Here is a 25,129-nt window from a genome sequence, read left to right on the forward strand (position 1 = left end):
GCTTTAATTAGAAAAAAACATTAGTAATCAAGTTTTTATATTTATTGTTTTGTGATGCTTTACTTGTGGGTAATATATGGATTGTGAATTTTAATTGCAGAGATAAACGATAAAGTTGAAACGTAGAAGTGCTTTTAAGCGAAAATTGATGGAAATTTTCCTTGCGGTCATCACTAAAAATCATGAATTAGCTATAAAACCGTTAATTTATCCTCAACGGTTGAAAGGGAAATGTAGTAATTATCAGTTAATTTCTAACGTTTTATTTAGGTTTTTATAAGTTTTTATAAGTTTTTATTTAGGTTTTTTTTCTTGGCTTCGCTGTTGAGCTAAGGCTTGAAGCTGTTTCGATTGTTGATGTAAGCTATTACGAACTAATGCTTCTCGATCTTCTTCACGAATATGATGAAAAATTACTTTATGCTGGTTAATGCTATCAACTAACTCAGTATCTACAATTTCACCAACACAATATAAAGCACTATTTTCTTCAGGAAAAAACAACTTTAATTCAATAAAGTCGCTGGTATTAAATAGCTGAGTATCGTCAGTTTGAAATATAATACCGCCACCACCAAATTTAATGGCTTCAAATCTCGCATTATCGTCATCTTGCTGGCCAAGAATGTAACCGATTAACAGGTCCATTTTTTTTGACTGATGATTTAGGTATTCCATCAATTGGCTGGCAACACCGGCAACAGCTTGCAGTGGGCGCAGGGCACTTTGTTCTAGTGTGTTAACCTCTGATGCAATTTTAAAGGGCGTCGGCATATTAGCTATAAATTGCTGGTAATCAGGTAACTGTGCTTTGCTGATAAGACTAGCGTTGATATTAAAAGTGTATTTTATAGAGAAAAACTCATCAAATTGGGCTAACTTCGTTTGATTTTCATCAGTTTTCATAAATAAATTACCTTTTTATGTGACTACGTTTCAGCGTGGTTTATGTTTTATGGGTACTTGAAAGAAAAACGTTTACAGCACATTCGCACATTTCATCAATTTGACTTGCTTGCGCGTAAATACCATCAATAACTAAGCGCGCTATACCATGTAAAGTAGCCCAAGTAACTTGAGCTAATCTTAGCGAATTTTCATCTTGTATCATAATACCTTGCTCTTGCCATAACTTGGTCATTTCAACCTGATAGTTAAAGCTAGCATAGGCAATTTTTTTTAATGTTTCAGTACTGTTATTTTCTTTCCAAATAATACGGCCAAACATTAATTCGTATAACGATGGGTTACTTGTAGCAAAACCTATATAGGCATGAACAAAGTTGCGATATTTATGTTCATTAGATAGATTTTCTTCAGAAAAAATTTCACTTACACGCTGATGCCATTGCTCAAAACCTTGTTCGGCTATAGCACACAATAAGTCATTTTTATCGGTGAAGTGATGGTAAGCCGCGGTGCGTGACACACCAATACGTTCGGCTAGCTTACGAAAAGACAAGCCTTCAATACCACCTTCTGTCACCATTTCAGTAGCCGTAATTACTAGAGACTTTCGTAAGTCACCATGGTGGTATTTTGTTTTAGTTACCATACATGTAGTCGCCTAGTTTTAGTGCTGTTCATTACAGTATTTTTCTCGATGGAAATGCTACATTTGCAAAAATTAGTCCTGCGACTAATGACATGAAAATCAAGAATGTTTGTGAGCCAATATCCGTCGCGTTTAACATTGTTTGTCCGGATACCGCGTTGCTTAGGCCAATATACACTTTACTTCCTGGTACCAACACAACAAGGCCCATTAATTTAACAATACTTGAAGGTAAATTCATTATGCGTGAAAATATACTACCATAAATGCCTAAGGCAAAAGCACCTACAAAAGCACCAAGAGCAACCCCTAAATATTCTGCACCAACAATGCTTGCACCAAAGGCAACATAGCCGGAAATAATACCCCAAGGCGCATCCTTTTTGCGACACTTAAATAAAATAACTAAGCTAATTGATAAAGTCGTAACCGCAGCCCAAGAGGTCCAATTTGGTGTGCTCGGTGGTTGAATAAAGGCAACTTCGCCCCACATCATTTTACCTAATGCGATACCTAATACACCGCCAAAGTAAATTTTGAATAATATCATTAAGGCATCCATCAACCTTGCGGTACCTGATATTAAATTTCGCGCGGCGAGTTCCGATAATGCCAAGGTTAAAGATAAGCCGGGAATAAAAGCAATAATACTCGACAGCACCACTAACGGAATATTAATACTAGGGTCAATTAAAGCAATAGCGGTAGCTAATATAGCTGTTGTCATGGCGGCAATAGGTTCTAACATGTCGGTAACACGACGAGAACGTTCAGCCCAAAAGGTAAATAAACAAACAATTAAACCGAGCAAAGATGACCAAAAAACGTCATTCCAACTGGTGTGCATTAGCATGGCGAAAGCGCCACTTGAAGCGCCAAAAGCTAGGAAAGTTAAAAAACGTCCGTATGGATTAGGTTTATTGGCTATTTCATCTAAACGTTCAATTGCTTCTGATAACGAGCGTTGACCTGAGGTAAGTTCATCAACTAATTCATCGGCACGCGCTAATGAGCCCAAGTCGAGTTCACCAGGGGCTACGCGAAGAATATGGTTGTAATCTTGATTTTCATCGTCTTCAGATAATACAAATGTCATCGAGGTTGGCGTAATAACAAAAGAGCCAAAAACGCCGAGACTATTCGATACATCAGTTAGATGCGCCTCTAATCTATAAGCCGGTGTGCCAAATTTATGTAAGGCTTTGCCCAAACGAATTATAAATCGACGTTTATCGGTAAAACTATCAGTATTTGGCATGGAGATATTGTTCGCAATGAATAGAGTTTCATATGGTAAATGATTAATTTTAAAATGAAAGCACAGATGTAAAATCTGGTTAAAATTGTTGATTAACATGCACCGAAATTACCTATGTGATGATTTCGGTGCATGTTTTTACTTACATTGATTGTTTTTTGACTACAGATTTGAATATTACATTTTAAAGTTGCACGATAGATAAACCCTTCGTTCAATATCATGCGACTAACATCCATTCGCTATTTTTTGAGGAAAGGTTAGATCAGTGCTAAATGAACTAAGTGAGCTAGAAAGTATGTAGAGAAAAAGTTATGCGTATTTTGCACAACAACAGATCACAGGTATGGAGTTTGGTTGAAAAAATTTGCAGCATGTGAAAATCTGGGTATGATAAATAATCTGCAAACTAAGCTTTGCAGCATTTTCAACTTAGCCAACCTATATTTATTTCAGATTTAACTTTCAGGATTATATTTTTTATGACGCTATTAATTATTTTATTTTGTGTATTCGCTTCGGTTGCTTTAATGGTGGTATTAGGACAACGTTTTGGTAAACCAATGGAAGCTGAGCAACAGCAAAAATATTCGAAAATACTGTGGGTAGTAGTCTTTATTGCGATTGTCGCTGCGATCATTCGCCAAATGATGGCCTAGCCGATGTGCAGCTTAACCATAATTACTTCACTGTTGGAGAAAAATTAAAGTTATCTTGAGTATGTATTGTTCCAGTTTTACCGTAAGTATATTCATACACGCAAAGCTCACCTGTTGTTGATTGTAAAATAATGGCACTAGAGCGAGTTCCATACTCAGGAGAGGTAATAAAAATGCTGCTAAGCAATGTCTCTAATATCGCGCTAACGCCTGTATTAGGTAAAGTACTTGGCTCAGCAGTCGTTTGATTCGTTAACACCGACAGTAGTGTTTCAATATCGACATCACGGTTTGTAATTGCAGTTTCTAACACTTGTAAACCTAAAGCCATTTTCGGCCAAACATCATCCAATGCACCGTTGCAAACACTGTGAAAGCCCTTGTCTAGTTTAACAAACTGTTGATTTACGCTATCAAAGGCTTGTAAATCATTCAAGGGACCAAAAACAAGATTGAAGTCGTTATATTTATGCGCGTTTATCAAAAGGTCTTGTTGGGTTTGTTTGATATCATTTTTGAGTGCTTGTATTACTAAATCACCGCGAGACCGTTTAGTGGCATCAAAACTATCGGGTCTGCGAAAATTAGTTAATGCTGAAAAATATCCATCACGGCTTAAACCTAGCCAAGTGCCACCTGCTTGTAAGTCTTTACCTGCTAATATATTTTGCTCTGTCCACCAGTGCATTGTTTTTGTCAGGCGTTGATGAAATTCATCCCGATTTGCACAGATAATAAGCGGGTAATCGGGGTGCTGTTCAACAGCAATAAATAAAACACACATAATTCACCTATTTTGTTCTATGAAAGAATATCTGGTGCTTTCACTCCATGCTGTCATAGGATAAAGTTTGTCGCATAGTTATCTGAGTACTTTAGGTATTTAGCGTGAAGTCCTAAAGTCATCTTAAATAAAAGGTAGTAAATGCTGATGTTAACACTTCCAGTAATCGATTTAAAAAATAAAGTATCAGCGCAAGAGTGGCAACTGAGAGTTGATTTAGCTGCATGTTATCGTTTGATTGCACTGCATGGCTGGGATGATCTTATTTACACCCATGTTTCTGTGCGAATTCCAGATACTGAACATGTGCTTATCAATGCTTTTGGACTGAGGTTTGATGAAATTACCGCATCGAACTTAGTTAAGGTTGATATGGACGGTAATATTGTCGATGCCGATTGCCCGTTTGAATTTAACCCCGCAGGTTTTACCATTCATAGTGCCATTCATGAAGTACGTCACGACGATATTTGTGCGTTACATGTTCATAGTAATGAAGCTGTCGCTGTTGCGAGTTTGCAAGAAGGGTTATTGCCGATTAGCCAATATTCAATGTTCGCACTTGCTTCGTTAAGTTATCACGATTATGAGGGTTTAGCGGTTAACGATGAAGAGAAGCTTAGAATTCAAAAAGATTTAGGTGATAAAAACTTTATGTTGTTGCGTAATCACGGCGCATTAACAATGGGCAAAACCATTGGAGATGCCTTTATGCATATGTATGACTTAATACGTGCTTGCCAAATTCAAGTACAAGTTATGTCAACAGGAATGAAGCCTTTATTAGTTGATCAAAGTATTGTTGATGGTATTAAAGCACAAGCAAATATTGTTCATACTGGACTAACAGGCGGTCAAAAAGCGTGGCCAGCTATGTTGCGTCGAGTATATAAAGAAGATCCAAATTTCGCACTATAACCAATATTTACCGTTCGGTTATTATTTGAAAACAGCCTTTAAAAGTTTATAAAGAGAGCGTAATGAAAGTAACTCATGTAGAAATTTTTGATATTGAATGTCCTAAACGTCCAGGTTGGAATCCGGTTTTTATTCGTGTACATACCGATGAAGGCATAACAGGGGTTGGTGAAGCTGGCCTAGCTTATGACTGGGGACATAGCGCAGCCGCTGCAATGCTCAAAGAAATTAGTGAAGCCGTATTGATCGGATTTAACCCTTTTAATACCGAATTATTATGGTCGCGTATGCTACGAGAAAGCTTTTGGGGCTTAGGTGGCGGACCGGTACTTTATTCAGCAATGAGTGCAATTGACACCGCTTTATGGGATATAAAAGGTAAAGCACTAGGTTTACCTGTTTATCAATTATTAGGCGGAAAAACCAATGGTAAACTGCGCACTTATGCTAGCCAATTACAGTTTGATTGGGACGAAAAAATCAATAAACTGATTGAACCTGCGCAATATGCCGAAGCCGCATTAAAAGCTGTCGCTCAAGGGTATGATGCGGTAAAGGTTGATCCTATTGTTTATAACCATGATGGCAGTTCTTCATTTGATCGAACGAAATTATTTACCCCAAAACAAATGCGCTTATTTGGTAATCGTTTACGCGCTATTCGTGATGCTGTTGGCGAAGATGTCGACATTATTTTTGAATCTCATTCATTAATGGGCGCGGCATCTGCTATTCAAATGGGACGAATTGTGGAAGAAGTTGGTTGCATGTTCTACGAAGAGCCAGTGAACTACTTAAACTCAGCGGTGCATAAAAAAGTTTCTGATAACGTTAATGTCCCGATTGCTGGCGGCGAGCGTTTGTATCACCGCTGGGACGTACGCCCTTATTTTGAAGATCAAAGCATTGACGTGTTACAACCTGATATTGGTTTGTGTGGTGGTTTCACCGAAGCTAAAAAAGTGTGTGATTATGCCGATGTTTACGACATTCGTATTCAAGCCCATGTTTGTGGTGGTCCTGTAGCGACAGCAGCATCTTTACACCTTGAAACGGCTATTCCTAACTTTTTAATTCATGAGCATCATACTTATGCGATTAAAGATTGGAATCGTGAATTGTGTTTACAAGATCCACAACCGGTAAATGGCTTTTTCGAAGTATCAGAAACCCCAGGTATTGGTATTGAGCTCAATGATGAAATTGTAAAGCGCTCACCGAATGTTACGGTTAATGCTTTGAAGTAAAAGCTTTGAAGTATATGCTTAGTAATTAGCGATAAGCTTTGAATAAGCTAGTGTTTTAAAAAAGGTAGCTTGGCTACCTTTTTTATTTTCGACTTAAAATATGGCGTGAATAATTTAACTGATAACTATTTTTATCAGCTGAATAGCATGTTTATTAACTCAAGTTTAAGTTAAATATAATCAATGGGTAGCGCGGTGGTGTATTTTATTTCTTCCATCGCAAAGCTAGAACTAATATCAGCAAAGCTTGCCCGAGTAATTAAGCGTTGATAAAAACTATCGTAAGCCTTCATATCTGGTACTACAACGCGCAGTAGATAATCAACTTCACCACTCATACGATAAAATTCTAAAATTTCTGGAAAATCCATCGCTACTTTTCTAAATTCATTTAGCCAGTTTGGATTGTGCTGATTAGTTTTAATGGTCACAAACACCGTTAATCCTACATTCAGTTGTTCAGGATCTGCTAAGGCGACACGACCTTTAATAATGCCAGACTTTTCCATTGCCTGTATGCGGCGCCAACAAGGGGTTGTTGACAGGCCTACTTTATTTGCTACTTCACTAACCGAAGCAGTACAGTCATGCTGTAAAATATTGAGTATTTTTTTATCAAATGCATCCATAAGCGTTAAACGAAATGGTTTTACCTAATTATAAGTTCATGAGGAATTATTTTGCGATAAAGAGGGCGTTATTGCGAGATATATTTTTTCAATCTGTAGGGATTTTTTTAAAATTGATAAAATCGTTGTGCATTACTAAAACATAATTGTGTTAATTGCTCTTTACTATATAAAGGCTTTATATCCGCAGGCTCATTCTCACCTAAGTTATTACTCCCTATACTGAGGTAAGAGTTCCAAGTATTTTCATAACTTGTATGGAATAAACTTAGCGGAAAATTACTCGCTAACATGACACGATAAATACCAAAGCTTTCGATACATTGATGAATGATTTTACCTGCCCAGTTTGCTGAGTAATGCCGGTTTGCCATTTCAAAGCCAGAGCATTTAACAAAAACATTATCAAAACTCGCTAAGCGCTTAAGGTTTTGTAACCAGCACAATGATTGTGCATTATTCTGCGTTGGCCAACCTGCATGATTAATACAAACCTGTAAATCTGTATTACTTGATAATATTGTGATTAAACGCTCGGTAGCCGCATTGTTTGCTAGTGACATTTGTAATTCAAAACTGAGTTTTTTGGTGGCTAAAATGGCCAAATTAACTGCGCTATTTTTGTTGTTAAGAATAGTTAACGCATCGTCATCTAAAATATAGCGAACACCAACGACACTCTGATAGGTCATTAGTGACTCGAGTTGTGTTAAAAACAATGCTTTTGGCAAAGTAATATCGAGCAGTGCAATACTGCGAAAGGGTATTTTACAGGTGCTTTCTAACCAAGCGATTTCACGCCATGGTTGTTGATTATCAAAACCCGCTTCAATATGAACAAAACCTGCAAGTGTTAAAGGTTTAGCAAGAGTGAGATCATTTTCAGAAAAATTTTTCGCAATTAAGGGTTTATCTGACCAGAATGGTGGGCATTCGGGCTTTAGCCATGAATATTCTCCTTGGCTAAGATCAAATAAATGTAAATGCGGGTCGATTATTTTCATTATTTTTTAACGGATACTCATGCTACTGGGCAGTATAGCCACCATCAATAACTTGTAAGCTGCCAGTGATAAACTTAGCGTTATCTGAAGCTAAAAAGTAGACTAACTCTGCTACTTCTTCAGCTTGTCCAAGTCGTCCTAGCGGTTGTAAAGCGGCTTCTTCAGCATGTACCTCAGCTTTATTCGCACCAGACTTTTCACAATAGTTGTTAATGGCTTGATGATAAAGTGGAGTTTCTATTGTGCCAGGGCAAACGGCATTGGCGCGTATATTAAATTGCGCGTAATCGAGTGCAGTAGTTTTTGCCATTGAAGCTAACGCGGCTTTGCTCATGTTGTAAGCAAACGAGTTATGCTTGGCAATAAGCGCTTGATCAGACGACATTAAAATAATAGCGCCATTTTTTTGTGCTTTCATTACAGGTAACACCGCTTTTATCGCAGCATAAGCCCCTTTAACATTAATATTAAAAACCCGCTCTAAATCAGCTTCACTGGTGTTTTCGATTGAGCCTGAAAAATGTATGCCGGCGTTAGAAACTAATACGTCGATTTGGCCTTGTTTACTAATATCAGCCATAATGTGCTTAACCGCATTAACATCGGTAATATCACAATGACAAAAATCGCCAACGTTAGATGGGGTAACATCTAGATTGAATACTTGATATTTTTTCGCCAAAAAAAGCTTAACAATACTTAAGCCAATACCTGAACTACCACCGGTAACCACACAAACTTTTTTCATAGTAAAAACACATCAATAATTTTATTAAATAATATCGCTTAAAAGCACTTAATACCAAGGTATTAAACTTTTTATAACGCAGCGAACTTAATAGAGCTAAAAAACAACGCAAGGGTGAAGCTGTACACAACTGCTTTATTAAAAGTGGACAGCTTCGAACGGCTCACTATTTTTGAGCTAGCTCAACCAGTGCCGCAGTATACATTTTTAAATTTAGAATAAATTGTTCCATCGTAATAAATTCATGCTCAGAATGACCAGTATATTCATTGTTCGGCATTGAAGGACCAAAACTCACCGCGTTAGGAAATAATCGCGAGTTAGTACCGCCGCCAATAGCAATCGGCTTTGCGTCTTTAATACCTGTAAAGTGACTAAATACAGCTAATAATGTATCAATATGCGGTGCATCTTTTTGTACAAAGGGGTCACCAATGTAATGCTCTAACTCTATAACCTCAGCATCAAATTTATTATTCCAGCTCTGCACTGCTTGATGAATTTCATCGTTTAATTGCTGTTTACTTTTACCTTGCGGTCGACGTAGGTTGATGTTCAGTTCAATATTATTTTCGTGCTGTTTAATTACCGTAGGTGAAAAAGTCATCGCGCCCATAAAATCATCTTGATAGGCAATATTACCAAACTTTTTGCCCTCTAATCCAAGACCAATATTATCGTTTATAAAGTTTACTAAAGTACCTGGACCATTATTTTCCCAGCGTGTGCTCGATAATAAGTCAGCCAAATAAGGTATAGCATTTACCCCTTCGTCGGGTTTTGAAGAATGTGCTGATTTTCCTAATGCATTAATCGTTAACGTGCTGTCTTTTAACTCTAGATCAAAACTAACACCTTGGTAGCTGCGTGCTTTTCTCATTAGTCTTTGCAGTAAAACAATATTGGCATTTTCGATAGTTGCGCTAGCATCTTCAGGGATCTGACTACCAAAAAAACCACCGCTGAACTCACTAATATAAGGTGAAATAGTTGGTTTATCGTGTTTGTTGAAAACAAGTTTAACTGTGCCATAGCCTTTTTCTGCCGTTACTACAGGGTATTCAGCATCGATAGTAATATTTGTTTGTGGCAAGTCATGGGTTTTAATATAAGCCTTTAACGGCTCCCAATCTGACTCTTCTGCCATATAAACGTATAGTTCTATACGCTTATTCAGTGTTAATTTTTTATCTTTAATTGCTTTCATTGCATACAAAGCGGTTGAGATAGGGCCTTTATCATCTTCTGTACCACGACCAATTAGTCGCCCTGGCTCAGTGGTTGTGTCTAATTCAAAAGGTGATTTTTGCCATTTTTTTGGATTAACAGGTTGAACATCACCATGAGTAATAATGCCAACGCGCTTTTTTTGATCGCCTAAGCCAATTACGACTACGTATCCGTCATCTAGGTAATCTAAACCAAGTGCTTGTGCCTGTTTTTTAAGCTCGGCTTTAAAAGCAACATGTGCACGATTATCATCAATCGATACGCCATCTTCAGCAACGGTATTATGTTTTACTAGCTCACGTAGACTATCTACCATAGCTTGCTGATAGGTTGCTACGGCATAGTCAGCTGTACTTTTTGCACTGTAGCTAATTTGTGTAGATTTAGTGCTAGTGGCGTTAACCTCTGTGCTTAATGTTAAAGACATAAGCCCAGAGGTAATGATTGATGCAGATAAAAGCGTTAATTTTTTAAGCAAAAGGTGCTCCAGTAATTGGTGGTTCAATTTTTCTCATCGCTATATTAACGTAAGTTATACCAAGCGGACTAATTTATTGATCATCTTTGAATGCTCAATAAATTTAATTTCTGCATTGTGTTCAAGCGCACTAGCTCACTATTGCTCGCCAATATGCCAATGCATTGCCTTAGCTTACAATACTCATGTAAGAATCAATCACACAGCTTAAACTTGAATCATTACCTTCATTGAATGAGGATAAACATTTAATCCGTTTGGTATTAAATTAGGATGACAGAAACCGGTAGACTCGATTTTTACAGATAAGTTTAATTGTTTTAAATAATAGGTTTGCTCAGGCAGGCAATACACTTAATATTAGTAATAAAGGTTATTAAATGAAATAAAAAGGCTACAAATTAACGTAGCCTCAACTTCAACTTCAACTTCAACTCAAACTTAAGCTAGCTCACTTATTTAACGTAAGTGACTAGCTTTTACATTATTGCTATTGGAGTTGCGCTTCAAAAGTAAGGAATACGCCACCTTGCTCTTTATCTGCTAAGGTTTTGTTTTTAGCGTCTTGTTCATATTCAGCAATCAATAAATAACGACCGGCTTGAGCTGGGGTAAAAGTAATTTCACCATTTTCATCAGTAGCTAATTTTAATACGTTAGGTGCGTTACGGTAACGAGCACCGTCTGGAGCGATCTCAACTTCAACTCCGGCTTGCACTTTACCATGATAAGTAAAAGTAAAAGTAGCTGGCTCATTCTCTACAATTTCTGCCGGATGTGTTTTTGGTAATAACTCTAGAAATTGGCCGTCGCTAGGGTAGTTCTCAGTAGGGTTATTCATCGTAATGTAAGTTTCTACACGTGTTAGTCCGTAAGTTGTTTGTAAATCAGTGGCATTAGCCGGGATCATGGCTTTCAATTCTGCTTTATTGGCACGGGCACGCTTGCGCTTATCAGCAACTTTATAACTAGAGAAGTAACTTGCACTGGCGTTATTGGTTATTTTATAAGTACCGCTGTCTTCAATAAAATAGTCAGCTACTGATTTTCTATGGGCTTTGTAGCTTGATGAAGGACGAGTGCTCTTACCTGACGGCATGACAATACTCATGTTATCTATACTCAATGCTTTATCAACATTAAATACTTCGTTTGAAGCTGAAGCGTCAATCGCGATCCACGCACCTTGCTCTGACGAAAGCGTAAAGTGACTAGGTAATAACCAACGTGAATGCGCGCTAGCTTGGCTACTAATGGCAACAGCCAAGAAAAATAATAGTGATTTTGTTAAGTTCATTTGAGCTCCTAAGGTGTAACAGTAAAAGTAATGTTGCCAGTTTCGGCGGTTTCATTGAGGGTAAAATGCTGTGCTTTGTTGTCGAGCGTAAAAGTCTGTTTGAGTAATACTCGGCCGCCTTTCTCTCGTACTACTTCAATATAAAGTGTGTAGTCTCCTGCAGGCAGGGCTTGTTGTTGATCGTCGGTGGCCTTAAACGACAATGGAAATGTTCCAGCAGCATGTGTTGCTGAGGTTATTGCATCAACGAGTTCGGCATCTTTTCGGCCTACATTGCGCCACCAACGGCGAATATCTTTCAGCCATTTAGGTTCTTTGCGCCAAAGTATGAGTGTTCTTACCGGCTTTCTTTCGGTGTTTTCTAACCAAGCGGCAACATAAGGGGGGTGGTATTCACCTTGTTGCTGCTTTAATGTTAATTTTATTTCTAAATTAGCAAGACTGTTTTCATTGGCTTGCGCTGATGCTGGCAAAATAAATAACAGGGTAAAAAATACCAGTAAGACTATTTTGCTGATGCTATTTGCATGGCTTGATATAAAATTATTCATAAGAGGTATAAATTCCTTTTAGGCAAAGTAAATAATACTCAAAATGGCCAGTAATGTGCTGCTAACACTGACCACTAAAGTGCGATGAAAACGTTTTTGTGGCATGGCTAAAATAAAGCCCGTGATAGCAAAAACAATAAAAAGTACACTGGAAAGATCGATAATCCAGCCCCAAAAGTTACTGGTGTTTCGGCCTTTATGTAAATCATTAAGCACAGCCCACCAGCCGTAATGGGTTTGTTCATAAAAAGCGTCACCGGTTTCAAGTTCAACGGCAATGCTGGCACTTTTTCCTGCCTGTTTAATGCTATAAAAAAATTCACCTGACATGAACTCGGGCTTTATATCTGTTAAAGAAACCCCAAAGGCTTGCTCTACTTCATAGGTAATAAATTGCTGTTGCTTAGGTGTTACCTTGTTATCGTTAATTGCAAGCTCGGCAATGGAATTGATAGTTAGTTCACTTTCTACAACCTTCGCTTTATGACTACTAAACCATTCAGGGTGGTTTAAGGTGATGCCTGTAACTGAAAAAAACAGTAACAAGGTCAGTAACGCCATAGACACATAAACGTGAATAAGTCGGGCAAGATTTAAGGTTTTTTTAGAGGGCTTCATTACTACTTATTTTCTTCATTAATGTTATTTAAATGCGATTGAACTATTACTAGTAAAAATGCTAATACCAAACGGACTAATTTATTGAATAACTACCAATGCTCAAGTAATCCAATTTCCGCGTTATGTTCAATTGCTATTTCTCGACAATATGCACTTGCACAGCTCTCTAGGCTTACATCTATGTAAGAACCAATTACTCACCTGAATTTGAATCGTTATTTTCATCAAATGAAGAAAAATAATTTAATCTGCTTGATATAAAAAGTACAAAATCAGAAAAGGCGACCTACATAAAGTGTGTCGCCTTAACCTGAATTATTTACTAACTTTTCACTAGAATGCCAACTGAGCTGCTAAGCGGAAGCTAATACCATCAGCTGCTGTTACACTCGTGGTTCCGCCGCCAATTAAGTATCTTTTGTCTAGCAAGTTATTAATGTTAAAGCGCAGGTTTAGTTCATGCTCTTTAATATCCATTTGATAAGTTGCTCCGACATCAATGCGGGTATAGCTGTCTTTTTTGATGGTGTTTTGGTTATCTGCAAAGCGCGATCCCTCGTAAAATGCACCGGCATTAAAGGCAAGTTTTTCAGTTAACTCGTAGCGTGACCATAAAGCCGCAGACCATTCTGGTACATCAACTGGCGTATTGCCTTGATATAATGCGTCGCGTTCATATTCAGCGTCGATATTGATCAACGATGACATAATAAATAATTTGTCATTAATGGCACCTTGAGCGCCCAATTCAAAACCTTTATGGCGTTGCTCGCCAGCTTGCGTTGTGCGAGATTCAAATGCAGAATCAATCAGATCTTCTTTGATTAACTTGCCCATTTTGCTGATATCAAAAATAGCGCCACTTAGTAGAAGTCTGTCGTCAACAAGTTGCCATTTTACGCCAATTTCGCTTTGCTTAGACTCCATAGCCTCTAGTTTCATACCATGATTGATATCAGTATCGTTATCTAACGTTTCGCTACTTTGTGGTTCAAAACCTTCAGTGTAGCTATAGTAAATAGTGGCTTGTTCAGAGGGGTGATACAGCACACCAAACTTAGGCAAGAAAGATTCATTATCAGCACCTTCTTTGTTTTGCTTGTCATAACGACCACCGAATGAAACCTGCCAAGTCTCGTTAAAGGTAACCAAATCTTGCACGTATATACCGTAGTAGTCGTATTCGCTATGTGATGTTGTATCTGGATTTTTATAACTAATATCTGGCTTTGGTGGTTCGACTTGTCCTGCTGAATAAGTAATTGCTGTGCCATTAGCTTTAACTTGGTCGTAAGAATAATCTAGTGAGTTAGCACCGATTAAAAGCTGGTGGCTAACACCTGCAAACTCAAATTCGCCAACAAAGTCGATAAAGGTAGTAGTGAATTGCCAGTCGTCAAAACGGTCATAAGGATTTGAGGTATAGCTATCGCCCTCAAAATTAAAAGTACTGCCATATTTTGGCGAAGACTCGAAACGTTGGCGTTCAAAGGTTTGCTTGTTGTAGCCAAGGGTTACTCGCCATGCATCACTCATATTATAATTAATATCAGCGCCGTAGTTTTCAACGTCAATGTCGGTGAATGCCCACGACATATCACGAATAGTTTTACGATCGCCAATTAAATTGCCGTCTTCGTTTAACCAACCACCAGTGTCTAATCCTGCTTTGTCGTTTGTGTAGTCATAATGAACACTCAGTGATAAATCATCTGAAACATCATAATCAACAACAAGTGCACCTAAGAAACGATCGCGCTCACGCTGATCACCGTTTTGATATTCACGTTGATAAGTAACATCTTGCTTCACTAAAATGCCACGATAACGAAGCGATTCGTCGTCGTTTAGTGCGCCGCCTGCATCTAAGGTAAAACGGGTTGAACCTTCTTGGTCGGTATCTGCACCGATAGTAAATAAGGTGTTAGCCGTTGGCTTTTTAGTAACCATATTTACTAAGCCACCGGGACCCGATTGACCGTATAAAATACTTGAAGGACCTTTAATCACTTCAACCGCTTCTAAAGTTTCTATTGGTTGTTGGTAGTGTGACCAATGTTGGTGGCCATCGCGTAAATAACCATTTGAAGAGCTTAGCTCAAAACCGCGTAAGTTAAATACCTCACGATTACGTTGCTTGGAGCCTGCAGAAAGGCTGGCGTCATTGGTAAGTACTTCACCTAAAGTGGTTGCTAATTGTTCTTCAACAATAGTACTTGAAATTACGGTCACTGATTGTGCGGTTTCAAGTAATGAAACATCGGTACGCATGGCTCCCTTTGCTTCATCGACTTTGTAATCATTAAAATAACTACCTGTAACCTCAATAACTTCTAAAGGACTGCTATTAGCATATGCAGTTATTGGCGTTGCCATAGATATTGCCAAAAACAGCGGTGAGTACTTCATGTTAATCTCCAAATTATCAACGAATGTGTTCAAGTAAATGCTTTAAGCATCAAATTAAACGCAATGATAATGAGAGTGATTATCATTTGCAATACAAATCTGTAGTTTATATTAAAAAAAGTCATATAAAATCAGATGATTGCTTTGATAGACGGATTAATATACAAATAAGTGTTTTTATTAATGTCTAAATATTTAATAACCCATGCTTTATAGACATGAGTCATTGAAAAAAATTAAATTATTCTTGTATTGGAGGCTGATTTTCGTGCATGCTGAGACTGTATAAGTTCAGCTATTATTATATAAACCCAGTATTATTGTATTTATTCAATAGGTTATTGTGTTAAAAACAGTCAAGTCATTTAAAAAAGAGGAAATCAAATGTTTAGTCATATTATGGTCGGTGCTAACGATGTAAACGCATCAAAAGTTTTTTACGATGCTATTTTAGGTGAATTAGGTCACGAGCCAGGCGTTATTGATGAAAAAGGCCGCTGTTTTTACTTTACAGATACTGGTGTATTTTCAATAAGTAAGCCAATTAATGGTGAAAAAGCATGTAATGGCAATGGCAGTACAGTAGGTTTTGCTGCTACTTCACCAGCTCAGGCTGATGCATGGCAAGCAGCAGGAGTAGCTAATGGAGGCGAAGCTTGTGAAGATGCACCAGGCGTAAGGGAAGCACCCGCAGGTAAGCTTTACCTTGCTTATTTACGTGATCCTTCTGGCAATAAACTTTGTGCACTACACCGAGTAGGGTAAGCAAAGTTTAATTTTATAGCGCTCAGCCATAAATACCCAATAAAAAAGACGCTTAAGGCGTCTTTTTTAATATATCGTTTACCAACTTATAACTAAGTATCGAGTAGATATTCACTTACAATAAAATTAAGTTTTTACAGTGAGCTATTCAGGCGTTTGAATTTCGTCGCCAGTTAACCAACCATCTAAATTAGTTTTACCGTATATAACCGCCATACTTTTAAGCTGTGTCGCAATACTCGGTGTTATCAATCCTCTAGCTAAGCCTACAGTGAAAATTGTGGCTAAGCCTTTTGGGGATGTTATTAGCGCTAAAGATTTTTCTTTTGCCCTAACACTTTGTGCTTTGTCGAGTTTACGAAGTAACATTACATTAGCGGCACATTGATCAGCATGTTTAATCTGTTTAAATAATGAAAATATCATAAGTCACCTTTAAATACGCGTTGCGTGCGATTAAATCCAACTTCACGTTTTACCTTTTTCATTAAGTTAAAACAAATGAAAAATAGTAGAACATTAACCCCAGCCGCAACCATTAAACCCAGCCAAACTGAAGAAGACCAATGCATAACGCCTAATACTAACGCCACGTTAAATAATCCCCATAGAACAGCAACAATAACGAATGCCGCTAACATTAAAATACCAAATACTGCCATAGCTTTAAGTGATATTTTTCCCTCTAGAAGTGCAAGGTCGAGGGTGCTTTTATACTTTTTTTGTTTAACATTGAAAAGCTTAATGATAGCCGAATAGGTTTCACGAAAAGAAGCTTCAGCCTCAACTGCTTGCTGTTGCTCCTGTGAAAGGCGTAAGCTTTCAGCCTCAGCATTATCATGCTTTTGCTGAGTACCTGAGTCTTCGCTTATAGTCACTATATTCGCTTCCTATTCAGTTGTTATTATTTTCTACGTAAAAGACTGGTTAAAAATACACCTGCAGCAAATGCAATACCGGCTGTTGCTACAGGGTTTTCTGTGGCATATTTTTTCACTGAAGATTGTTCCCATTGTGCTTTTACTTCTTCTTGCTTCGCTGTGAAGTTTTCACTACCAGACTGTGCAGCATTACGTAAACGATCTTCGGTTGTTGCTGCTTTTTGAGCTAGAGTATCGACAGACTCATGCAAAGTATCTTTTACTTTATCTGAAATAGGGTGCGTAGAATTTGATTGTTTATCGATGTTTGAAGTTTTAGTAGCCATGTGATTATTCTCCTTTTTACATAACAGTTTTTATTAACTGGTTTAAGTAGAGCAATCATTGAGCCAAGTATTATTTGAAATTAATCTGTTTTAATTCAAGTGCTTATTTTTTTCGATAAATCTGTGCTTGTTTTGTTTTGCAATATTGACACAGAAGAATGAAAACTTTACTTACTTATTTTTCATTCTCTGCACCAAAAATTATATCTGCTTTCATTTATTAAGCGCTTATTTAAGCCTTAGCTTCAATAAAGGTTACCCAATGGGTAAGTAGCTTAAGTCGCTCTAGTGTTAATTTTATCGATACTAAAATAGGCACCGCTAGCAATACACCAAGCATTCCCCAAAGCCAACCAAGAAAAAACAACCACAAAATAGTCACAAGTGGATTAAGCTGCATTTTTGTGCCCAATACCATAGGGGTAAGCAATTGTGACTCTAAAATGTTAATACATAAAAACGCAAAGGCAGGTACTAGGGCAAATAACGTTAAACCAAATTGAACTGAACCCACCAAAGTTAAAATAACAATACTAATTGCTGAACCTACATAGGGTACAAAGTTAAGTAAACCTACTAAAGCTCCCCATAATATAGGGTCGTCTAAGCCCAAAAATGCAAACGCTATAGCGGAGGCAGCACCAAGAATAAAATTAATAACACTGATGGTAATAATATATTTTGATAATACTTTTTGCACTTCGTAAACAATGGAGTCGAGCTTTTTCTTATTGGCAATATGAGGAAAGCTTCTGGCCGCAATGTAAACAGATGGGCCATATATCAGCAAAAATAGTATTAATATTAAGCAACCAAAACATTGAGCTAAAAATAAAGGAGCGCTACTTAATCCGGCAATCAATAATTTAATACCACTTTGTTTAATATGTTTTTCTACTGTATTTCCGTCTGTTTCAGCTGCCTTTTTAGGTTGTGGTTTATCACTTGAGAATAAGCCAAAAAAATTAAATTTTTCAGCTTTTTTATTTCTGGCGGCAACCTCTGCTTCGACTTGCTGCTTTTGGTTATCAAACTCATCACTGATGTTATCTATTTTCTGGTTTAGCTGAACAGTGATTTTAGGTAATAACTGTGCCCACTTTTGAGCTGGCTCAACTAACTCTGAAGCTAAGAATGTAAATGGTGCAACAAGTAAAGCTAATAATACAAAAGAGGAAACAGTGCGGGGGATATAAAACGTTTTTAATAATTTAACGGGTGGACTGAGCAAAAGCGCAATAAAACCAGAGAATAAAATAGGAATAAACAACGATTGGGCAAGGTAAAGTGTATATAAAACCGCAAGGGCAAATAACCATTTAAGTGGTTGGTAGTTGCTAATAGTTGAGCTCACAACAGAAGATCCTTTTTACAATAGTGTCAATAAAATAGAGTGTATAGCATCCTAGCTTAACTGCACTAGCTTTATGACGACTAACGGGCAGATTTATCTGTTTTTAAAAGTATTAGGTAAAGTTAGTGACCCATTACTTTACCTAAGAGTAATGTCCAAAAATTATAAATTTTGAGTTTTTTAGTATTAGTTTTCTAACGTAAAGGGGCTTATTTTATCCTATTCATTTAGGTGTTGGTGTTAAGGTCAGTTTCATCTAGTTATTACTTATCCTCTTTCAATGTCACTAACCGTGTTCAAGTTTTTTAATTCTCCACATCGTGATACTAAATATTACGTAAAAGGCATTGATAGTCTTCGGTATCTGCGGCAATATCATGCATATATATACGATATAAAGAGACCTCACATGGCTGGATTGCTACCCAATATTGACCCTGATGGATTATTAGAATACTCCGTTGTTTACACTGACCGCTCATTAAACCATATGTCTGGTTCCTTTCAGCAAGTTATGCAAGATATCTCTGCTGACTTAAAAGAGGTTTATCAAGCGAAAAGCACCATAGTTGTTCCCGGTAGTGGAACTTTTGGTATGGAAGCGGTTGCTCGACAATTTGCCCGTAACAAAAAAGTATTAGTGGTACGAAATGGTTGGTTTAGCTATCGTTGGAGCCAAATTTTTGAAATGGGTGATATACCAAGTCACGAAACTGTTTTGAAAGCACAACAAACTAGTGATGAAGCCCAAGCGCCCTTTGCACCACCACCGATAGATGAAGTAGTTGCTACTATTTTAGCTGAATCGCCAGACCTTGTATTTGCTCCACATGTTGAAACCTCAGCCGGTATTATATTGCCCGACGATTATATAAAAGCCATGGCAGAAGCCGTACACCAAGTGGGCGGGATTATGGTGCTTGACTGTATCGCATCAGGCACTATCTGGGTAGATATGAAGGCAACGGGTGTTGACGTATTAATTAGTGCGCCTCAAAAAGGTTGGAGTGCTTCACCGTGTTGCGCACTTGTTATGCTTAGCGAGTTGGCGCGCGATCGTATAGAGTCAACCACCAGTGACAGCTTTGCTTGTGATCTGAAAAAGTGGCTGCAAATTATGGAAGCTTATGAAAATGGTGGTCATGCTTATCACGCCACTATGCCAACAGACGGTTTAACGCGTTTTAGAGATATTATTAAAGAAACCAAAGCCTATGGCTTTGATAAAGTATGCCAAGAGCAACAAGAACTTGGTCAACGTGTACGTGCATTACTCAGCCAACACGGTATTAAAAGTGTAGCTGCTGAAGGTTTTACAGCGCCGGGTGTAGTTGTCAGTTATACAACTGATGATGAATTCCAGAATGGCAAAAAATTCGCCTCTGTAGGTTTGCAGATAGCCGCTGGCGTACCAATGCAAGTTGGAGAACGTGCTGATTTTAAAACTTTCCGCATTGGTTTGTTTGGCCTAGACAAGCTTCATAATGTTGATCGAACGGTAACTGAACTAGAAAAGGCACTAAGCCAAATTTTGTAATATTCCAATCTAACGCTTGTCATTTATTTACAAAGGTAATTAGTGGCAAGCGTTTAACCTTTCTTCTTATATACACTGATCCAATTCAACGAAAATTAAGTCAGCTTCTAATTAATATATTTAATTGCCACAATCACCAATACCTCCGCTTAACTTCCTCTTTAACTGATTATTTATATTAACGGTTTAATTCTAATCGCTTTTTTTTGCTGTGATAGTTTTGTTAACTTTACGTGAGTTGACTGTGATTAATTGTATATAAACTCTGCTTTGCAATATCAAAAAATTTGATGTCGATATAAAACAACGTTTTAAAAATACAGCAAAATCTAACTATAAGTAAAAAGGATTATATTATGAAATTAAAACTATCAATATTGGTGTTAGTACTTAGCTCAATTATTTCATTAGGCGCAAGTGCCGGAAAAAATGACAATAAAACATATAAAGTTACCGTAACTAACCTAACAAAAGGTATTTCTTTTACCCCTTTATTAGTCGCTACACATAATCGCGATATTAGCTTTTTTAAAGTAGGAGAGCCAGCTTCAAAAATGATTGAGCGTATAGCTGAAGGCGGTGACATTTCAATGCTAAAAACAGCATTAGATGATTCTAGAAATGTTCTTTCAACAACTAACTCTGAAGGCTTGCTTGCACCTGGAGCAAGTGTAGAACTTACTATGGAGAGGCATGGTAAATATAAACAAATTAGTATTGCTGCTATGTTATTACCAACAAACGACACTATGGTTGCATTATTAGGTAAATCTTTACCAAAGAAAGGTAAGCAAGTTTACTTTTTAAAAGCTTATGACGGCGGCACTGAAACTAATGACGAATATTGTAACAATATTCCAGGCCCCCATTGTGGTGGAATGCCATTTTCACCAGAAGATGCTGGCGAAGGATATATTTACCCAAGCCCAGCCATTCATGGCGAGGCTGATCTTTCACGACAAATGTATAACTGGAATGGCGCTGTAGCTAAAGTGGTAATTGAAGTCGTTAAGTAAATAACTAACAGAAATTGCAGACATAAAAAAACCGCCATTAAGCGGTTTTTTTTATCATAGTCTGTTGCCAGACTATGATAAAAACTAAAAGTTACTAGGTTTAACTAATGGATTAAAAAGGTCTTTGAGCGCATTCATAGAATAAATAACTGGCTCATTGAGCAAATATAAGATTAAAGCGTATTAACAGGCAGTTGATCAGTAATGATATTAATCCCCATATCAAGAAGTTCTTTATGTGCCTCATCTCCCCCATATATTGAGAATATACTCAGCATCAAGGATTTTAGGCACTCTAACCACCTCTTGGGGGAAATAATATTATCAATGGTAAAACGGCCCCAGTTAAATGTCACAAGTTCTATTTTAGTCTTAAGTTGGTTGCCATATAAGCCTGCTGTCTCAAACTCAGCACTAGATGTGTGCTGAATTCGAGATACTATTCTATCTATAGTAACTTGCATTGGGTTGTCACTATATTCTTCAGCGTTACAAAATTCATAAAATGCTGATACGAATGATTTAGATATTACATGATTTTCATGATTAAAGTATTCACGATCAACTAGGTATGATAAATTTTTTAATGATGTTTCTACTATTCTTTCAAGATCTCTCTTTATTTGTGACAATTCATCAGGTGTAATAAGCATATTAGTTAGTCCTTTTAATAATCCAACTAAAGTTAGTTCACGACTAGATTAGTGTCAAATAATCCAAATTTTTAAACAGCGTAAAGCACTGCTACGATGGCATTCTTAATAACGTCATTTATTTCGCAACATATTCAATGGGGTCAAGAACACATTAAACTCAAGACATAAAAAAACCGCCATTAAGCGGTTTTTTTTATCATAGTCTGTTACCAGACTATGGCCAAATCTATAAGTTACTAGGTATAACGAATAAACTAAAAAAGGTCTTTATTTTGGTGGGCGGGGGGGAATCGAACCTTTGTAATCTATCATTAATTCAATGCCTTATATTTATATTTGTTATTAATCGGTAAAGCAGGATTTAATTTGCTTCTGCTCTTTTTATCATTTTTATAACATCATTACTCGCATTTGTATGATGAAGTAATACATCAGGGTGTCTGAGTTTATAAACCCTAAAAATTTCATCAGCAAAAGCTTGACCAATAGTATCTACATTTTCGAAATCAAAATAGACATATTTGAAGTTTTCAATTCTTAAAAGCAACCTCTTAGCTTGACTTCTAGAAACTAAGTTTTCTTGACCGAACCTAACCATTTCAACAGGTATTATAGTTTTATTAAATGCAAAATCATTTTCTTCTGCTGCTACAGTAAACTCATCAAAAACTTCTTTATCAGTTCTTTTAGAGTTTAAACTAATAGACATTAAAACTAGTGTACCTTTTTTATCAACGTAATCAGCATCTCTAATTATATCATGAGTACTTTTATGATCATGAGTAAAAACTAATTTGTTGGAATATATCCTAAACTCATCAAACATTCTTGATGTGAAAAATATGCCCTGCCCAGAATGATTTTCTGGGTCAGTAGTTAACTTGCCTTTATGTAACTCAAGTAAAGCTTGCTTTTCATCAGCTAAATTACATGCACGTGTAATTTTGGTGAAAATTCCTTCGCCGTCGTCAAGAATTGAAATTTGTATTTTTTCAGCTGTACGGTCAACAGAAATAAAGCATTCTTTACCATTAGAGTGATCAATTGCGTTGTTAAGTATTTCAGTAAAACCATAAAATACTATATCTTCAACATTTTGTGTAAGGCCACTTAATATATCTGGAAACTTATTAAAATATACATCATGTTCAGATGCCCCTGCTGATATATCTAATATTAATGTATTTGATCTTACTGATCCAATTGTATATGTTCTATTTTTTGTCGTACCAGTAGCATTTATTTTTCCTGCTTTTACCAGCTGAGATATGTGACGATTTACAGCTTGTCGACTCAGAGAAAAAATCGATGAGATATGAGAAACAATATCTTTTGGATGATGAACTACATCCCTAAGAATTTGTTTTTGTATAGTCTTACTACGTTCGCGAATTGCCATTTCATTAATAATTTATTAAATTTACTTATTGTGATTATCTGTACTATTTATTTTATTGTCAATGTTAATGTTATTTATTGTCAACTTAAGTGCTATTTATTGTCAACTTAAGTGCTATTTATTGTCAACTTAAGTGTTGTTTATTGTCAATGTAATGTTATTTAAGTGTTTTCAGGTATCCACCGCGCATAGATACTCAAGGTCATAGCTATATCACTGTGTCCCAATTGTTTTGCTACCCATGCAATAGGTTTATTTTCAGTGAGCATGGTTGAAGCGTATGTATGTCGAGTGTTGTATTGCTTACGAAACTTAACACCTGATAGCTTTAATGATGGTACCCAGCAATTATGATAAATAGCGCGGTCATCTCGCCATGGTTGATCTGTTTTAGGGTTCAGAAATATACGAATATTATTCTCTGAGGTTATTGATAATTGTGTTTTTAATACCTTTAATGCTGATTTATGTAGTTGATGAGTTCTGGCACTAGATTTTGTTTTAGTCTCTTTTTCACGACCATGAACCAATGCCTTTCGAACAAAAATAACTTTACGCTCTAAATCTATATCACATTTTCTCAGGGCTAATAATTCGCTAGTACGTAGACCAGTCCAAAAGGCAAATTCATATAAATTTCTGACTTGTCCTGTCATTTGGGCGAGTATCTTTTCTCGTTCGATGGCGTTGAATGGTTCAGGCTCTTTTTTGATGTGTTTAAAGCGTTTTACTCGGTCAATAGGATTACCATCAATAACTTCATCAATATAGAGTTCCTGAAAAGCAGAACGCAGTATTGAGCGAACTTCATTTTTAGTTTTACCTGATAGATTTGAAGTCGCTCCCCAATCTTTAAAAAAGCTAGGCTTAAATTTATTCACATATATATGACCAAAGTTAGGTTCAATATGATGGTTTATTTTACTGATGTATCCGCGTTTTGTTGAATACTCCCATTGGTCTTGGGTTCGCTTGAACCATTCAGTAATCATTTCTTTAATAGTGATTCTGTTAGCTTGGGTGCTAGCTAATGATTTAGCTTTTTTACTGTTAGGAAAATGCTTTAAGTAATCGAATTGACCAAATTCAATTTCATATAAAATTGCATCGCGTTTACGAACCATTTCTTTTAATGCTGATTTTGTCGGTTTTACTTTTACAGTTTCTCGACAACGAATATCGTTATAAGTAAAAGAAATACTGATACTTGAATTGTTGGCTTTAATACCTGTTAACTTACTATCCATTTGTTTACTCCTTTAATGCTAATTAAAATTCTGCCGTCAGGCGCTTTTGTAAAGTGCTGATCGATCACCCATTGTCCTTTCTTAATTTTTGCCCTTATTGCTTCTTCGGTATACCCGTAAAATTCAGAACATTTTTTAATAGTTATCCAATTCATATTGTCTCCGTTGGTCTGTACTAGCTTGAGACAGATAATTACTTTAAAATCATGTGGTAAACAGATGATGTTCTAGGTATGTACTACTTAGGTTCTTATATTTAAAGGGATGTAGATGATCACAAATAATCAAGTAGATTTGGATGAACTTAAAAAGACGGGAAGTTGTTTAAAAAAATACTTCGTTGAAACGGCTACTTCTGAGCGTAAACCAGCCGAAGTGTTTTTAGCTATTTTTGAATTGACAGTTCAATATATTGATGGAGGTGTTGATTCTTCTGAAATGTATTTTGAGGCGAATGAAATTTGTATTCAATCTAATAATCCAAAAGAAAACTATGAAGCTGCGAAAGAATTTATTGTTCGTCATAGAAAGGGATTTGATAAATTTATTAAGGATAATGT

The 25,129-nt window shown here is 36.8% G+C and carries 27 protein-coding genes; 7 read left to right on the forward strand and 20 right to left on the reverse strand.

The window, feature by feature from the left end:
* Positions 1–294 precede the first annotated feature (294 nt).
* Genes H4J50_RS12855 through H4J50_RS12865 form a run of 3 tightly spaced genes read right to left on the reverse strand, consistent with a single transcriptional unit; the run spans position 295 to position 2,813 of the window.
* Complete coding sequence (locus H4J50_RS12855; protein ID WP_182256879.1) at positions 295–906, reverse strand: PilZ domain-containing protein; 612 nt, start codon at positions 904–906, stop codon at positions 295–297.
* 40 nt (positions 907–946) lie between these two features.
* A complete protein-coding gene (locus tag H4J50_RS12860) occupies positions 947–1,555 on the reverse strand; it encodes a TetR/AcrR family transcriptional regulator (protein WP_108455208.1) in 609 nt (202 codons plus the stop codon).
* A gap of 31 nt (positions 1,556–1,586) precedes the next feature.
* Entirely contained in the window at positions 1,587–2,813 is a 1,227-nt protein-coding gene (locus H4J50_RS12865; protein ID WP_108457741.1) for a threonine/serine exporter ThrE family protein, read from the reverse strand.
* Between the two features lie 482 nt (positions 2,814–3,295).
* Between H4J50_RS12865 and H4J50_RS12870 the strand changes: the two genes are divergently transcribed.
* Positions 3,296–3,472, forward strand: coding sequence for a hypothetical protein (locus tag H4J50_RS12870; protein WP_162533723.1), 177 nt, complete (start codon positions 3,296–3,298; stop codon positions 3,470–3,472).
* Positions 3,473–3,494: 22 nt separating this feature from the next.
* On the opposite strand, the gene H4J50_RS12875 is transcribed toward H4J50_RS12870, so the two are convergent.
* Positions 3,495–4,256, reverse strand: coding sequence for an NRDE family protein (locus tag H4J50_RS12875; RefSeq protein ID WP_182256881.1), 762 nt, complete (start codon positions 4,254–4,256; stop codon positions 3,495–3,497).
* Between the two features lie 147 nt (positions 4,257–4,403).
* Here H4J50_RS12875 and H4J50_RS12880 point away from each other — a divergent pair, with 147 nt between their 5' ends.
* Both H4J50_RS12880 and H4J50_RS12885 read left to right on the forward strand, forming a co-directional pair.
* Positions 4,404–5,174: a class II aldolase/adducin family protein gene (locus H4J50_RS12880; RefSeq protein ID WP_182256883.1), complete on the forward strand. Its 771-nt coding sequence runs from the start codon at positions 4,404–4,406 to the stop codon at positions 5,172–5,174.
* A 62-nt stretch (positions 5,175–5,236) separates the two neighbouring features.
* A complete protein-coding gene (locus H4J50_RS12885; RefSeq protein WP_108455210.1) occupies positions 5,237–6,421 on the forward strand; it encodes a mandelate racemase/muconate lactonizing enzyme family protein in 1,185 nt (394 codons plus the stop codon).
* A gap of 170 nt (positions 6,422–6,591) precedes the next feature.
* On the opposite strand, the gene H4J50_RS12890 is transcribed toward H4J50_RS12885, so the two are convergent.
* From H4J50_RS12890 to H4J50_RS12925, 8 genes are all read right to left on the reverse strand, one after another.
* Positions 6,592–7,050, reverse strand: coding sequence for an Lrp/AsnC family transcriptional regulator (locus H4J50_RS12890; protein WP_108455211.1), 459 nt, complete (start codon positions 7,048–7,050; stop codon positions 6,592–6,594).
* A 107-nt stretch (positions 7,051–7,157) separates the two neighbouring features.
* Entirely contained in the window at positions 7,158–8,054 is an 897-nt protein-coding gene (locus H4J50_RS12895) for an amidohydrolase (protein ID WP_182256885.1), read from the reverse strand.
* Positions 8,055–8,076: 22 nt separating this feature from the next.
* Entirely contained in the window at positions 8,077–8,802 is a 726-nt protein-coding gene (locus H4J50_RS12900; protein ID WP_182256887.1) for an SDR family NAD(P)-dependent oxidoreductase, read from the reverse strand.
* Positions 8,803–8,968: 166 nt separating this feature from the next.
* The gene (locus tag H4J50_RS12905) at positions 8,969–10,510 is read right to left on the reverse strand and encodes a dipeptidase (RefSeq protein ID WP_259366246.1); all 1,542 of its coding nucleotides are present in this window, start codon (positions 10,508–10,510) and stop codon (positions 8,969–8,971) included.
* Positions 10,511–11,000: 490 nt separating this feature from the next.
* Positions 11,001–11,807: a DUF4198 domain-containing protein gene (locus H4J50_RS12910; protein WP_182256888.1), complete on the reverse strand. Its 807-nt coding sequence runs from the start codon at positions 11,805–11,807 to the stop codon at positions 11,001–11,003.
* An 8-nt stretch (positions 11,808–11,815) separates the two neighbouring features.
* Complete coding sequence (locus H4J50_RS12915; RefSeq protein ID WP_182256890.1) at positions 11,816–12,358, reverse strand: DUF2271 domain-containing protein; 543 nt, start codon at positions 12,356–12,358, stop codon at positions 11,816–11,818.
* An 18-nt stretch (positions 12,359–12,376) separates the two neighbouring features.
* Entirely contained in the window at positions 12,377–12,976 is a 600-nt protein-coding gene (locus H4J50_RS12920) for a PepSY-associated TM helix domain-containing protein (RefSeq protein WP_182256892.1), read from the reverse strand.
* A gap of 336 nt (positions 12,977–13,312) precedes the next feature.
* Positions 13,313–15,388, reverse strand: a complete 2,076-nt coding sequence (locus tag H4J50_RS12925) for a TonB-dependent siderophore receptor (RefSeq protein WP_182256894.1) — start codon at positions 15,386–15,388, stop codon at positions 13,313–13,315.
* Positions 15,389–15,772: 384 nt separating this feature from the next.
* On the opposite strand from H4J50_RS12925, the gene H4J50_RS12930 reads away from it, so the two are divergent.
* Positions 15,773–16,153, forward strand: coding sequence for a VOC family protein (locus H4J50_RS12930; RefSeq protein ID WP_182256896.1), 381 nt, complete (start codon positions 15,773–15,775; stop codon positions 16,151–16,153).
* Positions 16,154–16,297: 144 nt separating this feature from the next.
* Here the strand turns inward: H4J50_RS12930 and H4J50_RS12935 are convergent, their stop codons facing one another.
* The 4 genes from H4J50_RS12935 to H4J50_RS12950 all read right to left on the reverse strand — a co-directional run bounded on the left by H4J50_RS12935 (position 16,298) and on the right by H4J50_RS12950 (position 18,714).
* Positions 16,298–16,579, reverse strand: a complete 282-nt coding sequence (locus tag H4J50_RS12935) for a hypothetical protein (RefSeq protein ID WP_182256897.1) — start codon at positions 16,577–16,579, stop codon at positions 16,298–16,300.
* The gene (locus H4J50_RS12940; RefSeq protein WP_108455220.1) at positions 16,576–17,031 is read right to left on the reverse strand and encodes a phage holin family protein; all 456 of its coding nucleotides are present in this window, start codon (positions 17,029–17,031) and stop codon (positions 16,576–16,578) included. The genes H4J50_RS12935 and H4J50_RS12940 overlap by 4 nt, the downstream gene beginning before the upstream one ends.
* A 26-nt stretch (positions 17,032–17,057) precedes the next feature.
* Complete coding sequence (locus H4J50_RS12945) at positions 17,058–17,360, reverse strand: DUF883 domain-containing protein (RefSeq protein ID WP_182256899.1); 303 nt, start codon at positions 17,358–17,360, stop codon at positions 17,058–17,060.
* 232 nt (positions 17,361–17,592) lie between these two features.
* The gene (locus tag H4J50_RS12950; protein WP_182256901.1) at positions 17,593–18,714 is read right to left on the reverse strand and encodes an AI-2E family transporter; all 1,122 of its coding nucleotides are present in this window, start codon (positions 18,712–18,714) and stop codon (positions 17,593–17,595) included.
* Between the two features lie 409 nt (positions 18,715–19,123).
* On the opposite strand from H4J50_RS12950, the gene H4J50_RS12955 reads away from it, so the two are divergent.
* Both H4J50_RS12955 and H4J50_RS12960 read left to right on the forward strand, forming a co-directional pair.
* Positions 19,124–20,251, forward strand: a complete 1,128-nt coding sequence (locus H4J50_RS12955) for an aminotransferase class V-fold PLP-dependent enzyme (protein WP_182256903.1) — start codon at positions 19,124–19,126, stop codon at positions 20,249–20,251.
* Positions 20,252–20,607: 356 nt separating this feature from the next.
* Positions 20,608–21,267: a spondin domain-containing protein gene (locus H4J50_RS12960; RefSeq protein WP_182256905.1), complete on the forward strand. Its 660-nt coding sequence runs from the start codon at positions 20,608–20,610 to the stop codon at positions 21,265–21,267.
* A 173-nt stretch (positions 21,268–21,440) separates the two neighbouring features.
* On the opposite strand, the gene H4J50_RS12965 is transcribed toward H4J50_RS12960, so the two are convergent.
* From H4J50_RS12965 to H4J50_RS12980, 4 genes are all read right to left on the reverse strand, one after another.
* Positions 21,441–21,920: a hypothetical protein gene (locus H4J50_RS12965; protein ID WP_182256907.1), complete on the reverse strand. Its 480-nt coding sequence runs from the start codon at positions 21,918–21,920 to the stop codon at positions 21,441–21,443.
* Between the two features lie 364 nt (positions 21,921–22,284).
* Positions 22,285–23,322 carry an STAS-like domain-containing protein gene (locus H4J50_RS12970; protein WP_182256909.1) on the reverse strand — a complete coding sequence of 346 codons (1,038 nt, stop codon included), beginning with the start codon at positions 23,320–23,322 and terminating at the stop codon, positions 22,285–22,287.
* A 161-nt stretch (positions 23,323–23,483) separates the two neighbouring features.
* The gene (locus H4J50_RS12975; RefSeq protein ID WP_182256911.1) at positions 23,484–24,569 is read right to left on the reverse strand and encodes a tyrosine-type recombinase/integrase; all 1,086 of its coding nucleotides are present in this window, start codon (positions 24,567–24,569) and stop codon (positions 23,484–23,486) included.
* Complete coding sequence (locus H4J50_RS12980; protein WP_182256913.1) at positions 24,554–24,724, reverse strand: excisionase; 171 nt, start codon at positions 24,722–24,724, stop codon at positions 24,554–24,556. Before H4J50_RS12980 ends, H4J50_RS12975 begins: the two co-directional genes overlap by 16 nt.
* A gap of 115 nt (positions 24,725–24,839) precedes the next feature.
* Between H4J50_RS12980 and H4J50_RS12985 the strand changes: the two genes are divergently transcribed.
* A partial coding sequence (locus H4J50_RS12985) for a hypothetical protein (protein ID WP_182256915.1) occupies positions 24,840–25,129 on the forward strand: 290 nt, incomplete at its 3' end.

Source organism: Colwellia sp. 6M3 (assembly GCF_014077595.1).
Lineage (GTDB): Bacteria > Pseudomonadota > Gammaproteobacteria > Enterobacterales > Alteromonadaceae > Cognaticolwellia.

Excerpts from the sequence above, each read along its gene's own strand:
- H4J50_RS12915 (WP_182256890.1), bottom strand. The coding sequence starts at position 12,358 with ATGAATAATTTTATATCAAGCCATGCAAATAGCATCAGCAAAATAGTC.
- H4J50_RS12895 (WP_182256885.1), bottom strand. The coding sequence starts at position 8,054 with ATGAAAATAATCGACCCGCATTTACATTTATTTGATCTTAGCCAAGGA.
- H4J50_RS12910 (WP_182256888.1), bottom strand. The coding sequence starts at position 11,807 with ATGAACTTAACAAAATCACTATTATTTTTCTTGGCTGTTGCCATTAGT.
- H4J50_RS12855 (WP_182256879.1), bottom strand. The coding sequence starts at position 906 with ATGAAAACTGATGAAAATCAAACGAAGTTAGCCCAATTTGATGAGTTT.
- H4J50_RS12870 (WP_162533723.1), top strand. The coding sequence starts at position 3,296 with ATGACGCTATTAATTATTTTATTTTGTGTATTCGCTTCGGTTGCTTTA.
- H4J50_RS12955 (WP_182256903.1), top strand. The coding sequence starts at position 19,124 with ATGGCTGGATTGCTACCCAATATTGACCCTGATGGATTATTAGAATAC.
- H4J50_RS12920 (WP_182256892.1), bottom strand. The coding sequence starts at position 12,976 with ATGAAGCCCTCTAAAAAAACCTTAAATCTTGCCCGACTTATTCACGTT.
- H4J50_RS12980 (WP_182256913.1), bottom strand. The coding sequence starts at position 24,724 with ATGAATTGGATAACTATTAAAAAATGTTCTGAATTTTACGGGTATACC.
- H4J50_RS12885 (WP_108455210.1), top strand. The coding sequence starts at position 5,237 with ATGAAAGTAACTCATGTAGAAATTTTTGATATTGAATGTCCTAAACGT.
- H4J50_RS12945 (WP_182256899.1), bottom strand. The coding sequence starts at position 17,360 with ATGGCTACTAAAACTTCAAACATCGATAAACAATCAAATTCTACGCAC.
- H4J50_RS12975 (WP_182256911.1), bottom strand. The coding sequence starts at position 24,569 with ATGGATAGTAAGTTAACAGGTATTAAAGCCAACAATTCAAGTATCAGT.
- H4J50_RS12970 (WP_182256909.1), bottom strand. The coding sequence starts at position 23,322 with ATGGCAATTCGCGAACGTAGTAAGACTATACAAAAACAAATTCTTAGG.
- H4J50_RS12875 (WP_182256881.1), bottom strand. The coding sequence starts at position 4,256 with ATGTGTGTTTTATTTATTGCTGTTGAACAGCACCCCGATTACCCGCTT.
- H4J50_RS12930 (WP_182256896.1), top strand. The coding sequence starts at position 15,773 with ATGTTTAGTCATATTATGGTCGGTGCTAACGATGTAAACGCATCAAAA.
- H4J50_RS12965 (WP_182256907.1), bottom strand. The coding sequence starts at position 21,920 with ATGCTTATTACACCTGATGAATTGTCACAAATAAAGAGAGATCTTGAA.
- H4J50_RS12925 (WP_182256894.1), bottom strand. The coding sequence starts at position 15,388 with ATGAAGTACTCACCGCTGTTTTTGGCAATATCTATGGCAACGCCAATA.
- H4J50_RS12865 (WP_108457741.1), bottom strand. The coding sequence starts at position 2,813 with ATGCCAAATACTGATAGTTTTACCGATAAACGTCGATTTATAATTCGT.
- H4J50_RS12880 (WP_182256883.1), top strand. The coding sequence starts at position 4,404 with ATGTTAACACTTCCAGTAATCGATTTAAAAAATAAAGTATCAGCGCAA.
- H4J50_RS12860 (WP_108455208.1), bottom strand. The coding sequence starts at position 1,555 with ATGGTAACTAAAACAAAATACCACCATGGTGACTTACGAAAGTCTCTA.
- H4J50_RS12960 (WP_182256905.1), top strand. The coding sequence starts at position 20,608 with ATGAAATTAAAACTATCAATATTGGTGTTAGTACTTAGCTCAATTATT.
- H4J50_RS12935 (WP_182256897.1), bottom strand. The coding sequence starts at position 16,579 with ATGATATTTTCATTATTTAAACAGATTAAACATGCTGATCAATGTGCC.
- H4J50_RS12890 (WP_108455211.1), bottom strand. The coding sequence starts at position 7,050 with ATGGATGCATTTGATAAAAAAATACTCAATATTTTACAGCATGACTGT.
- H4J50_RS12900 (WP_182256887.1), bottom strand. The coding sequence starts at position 8,802 with ATGAAAAAAGTTTGTGTGGTTACCGGTGGTAGTTCAGGTATTGGCTTA.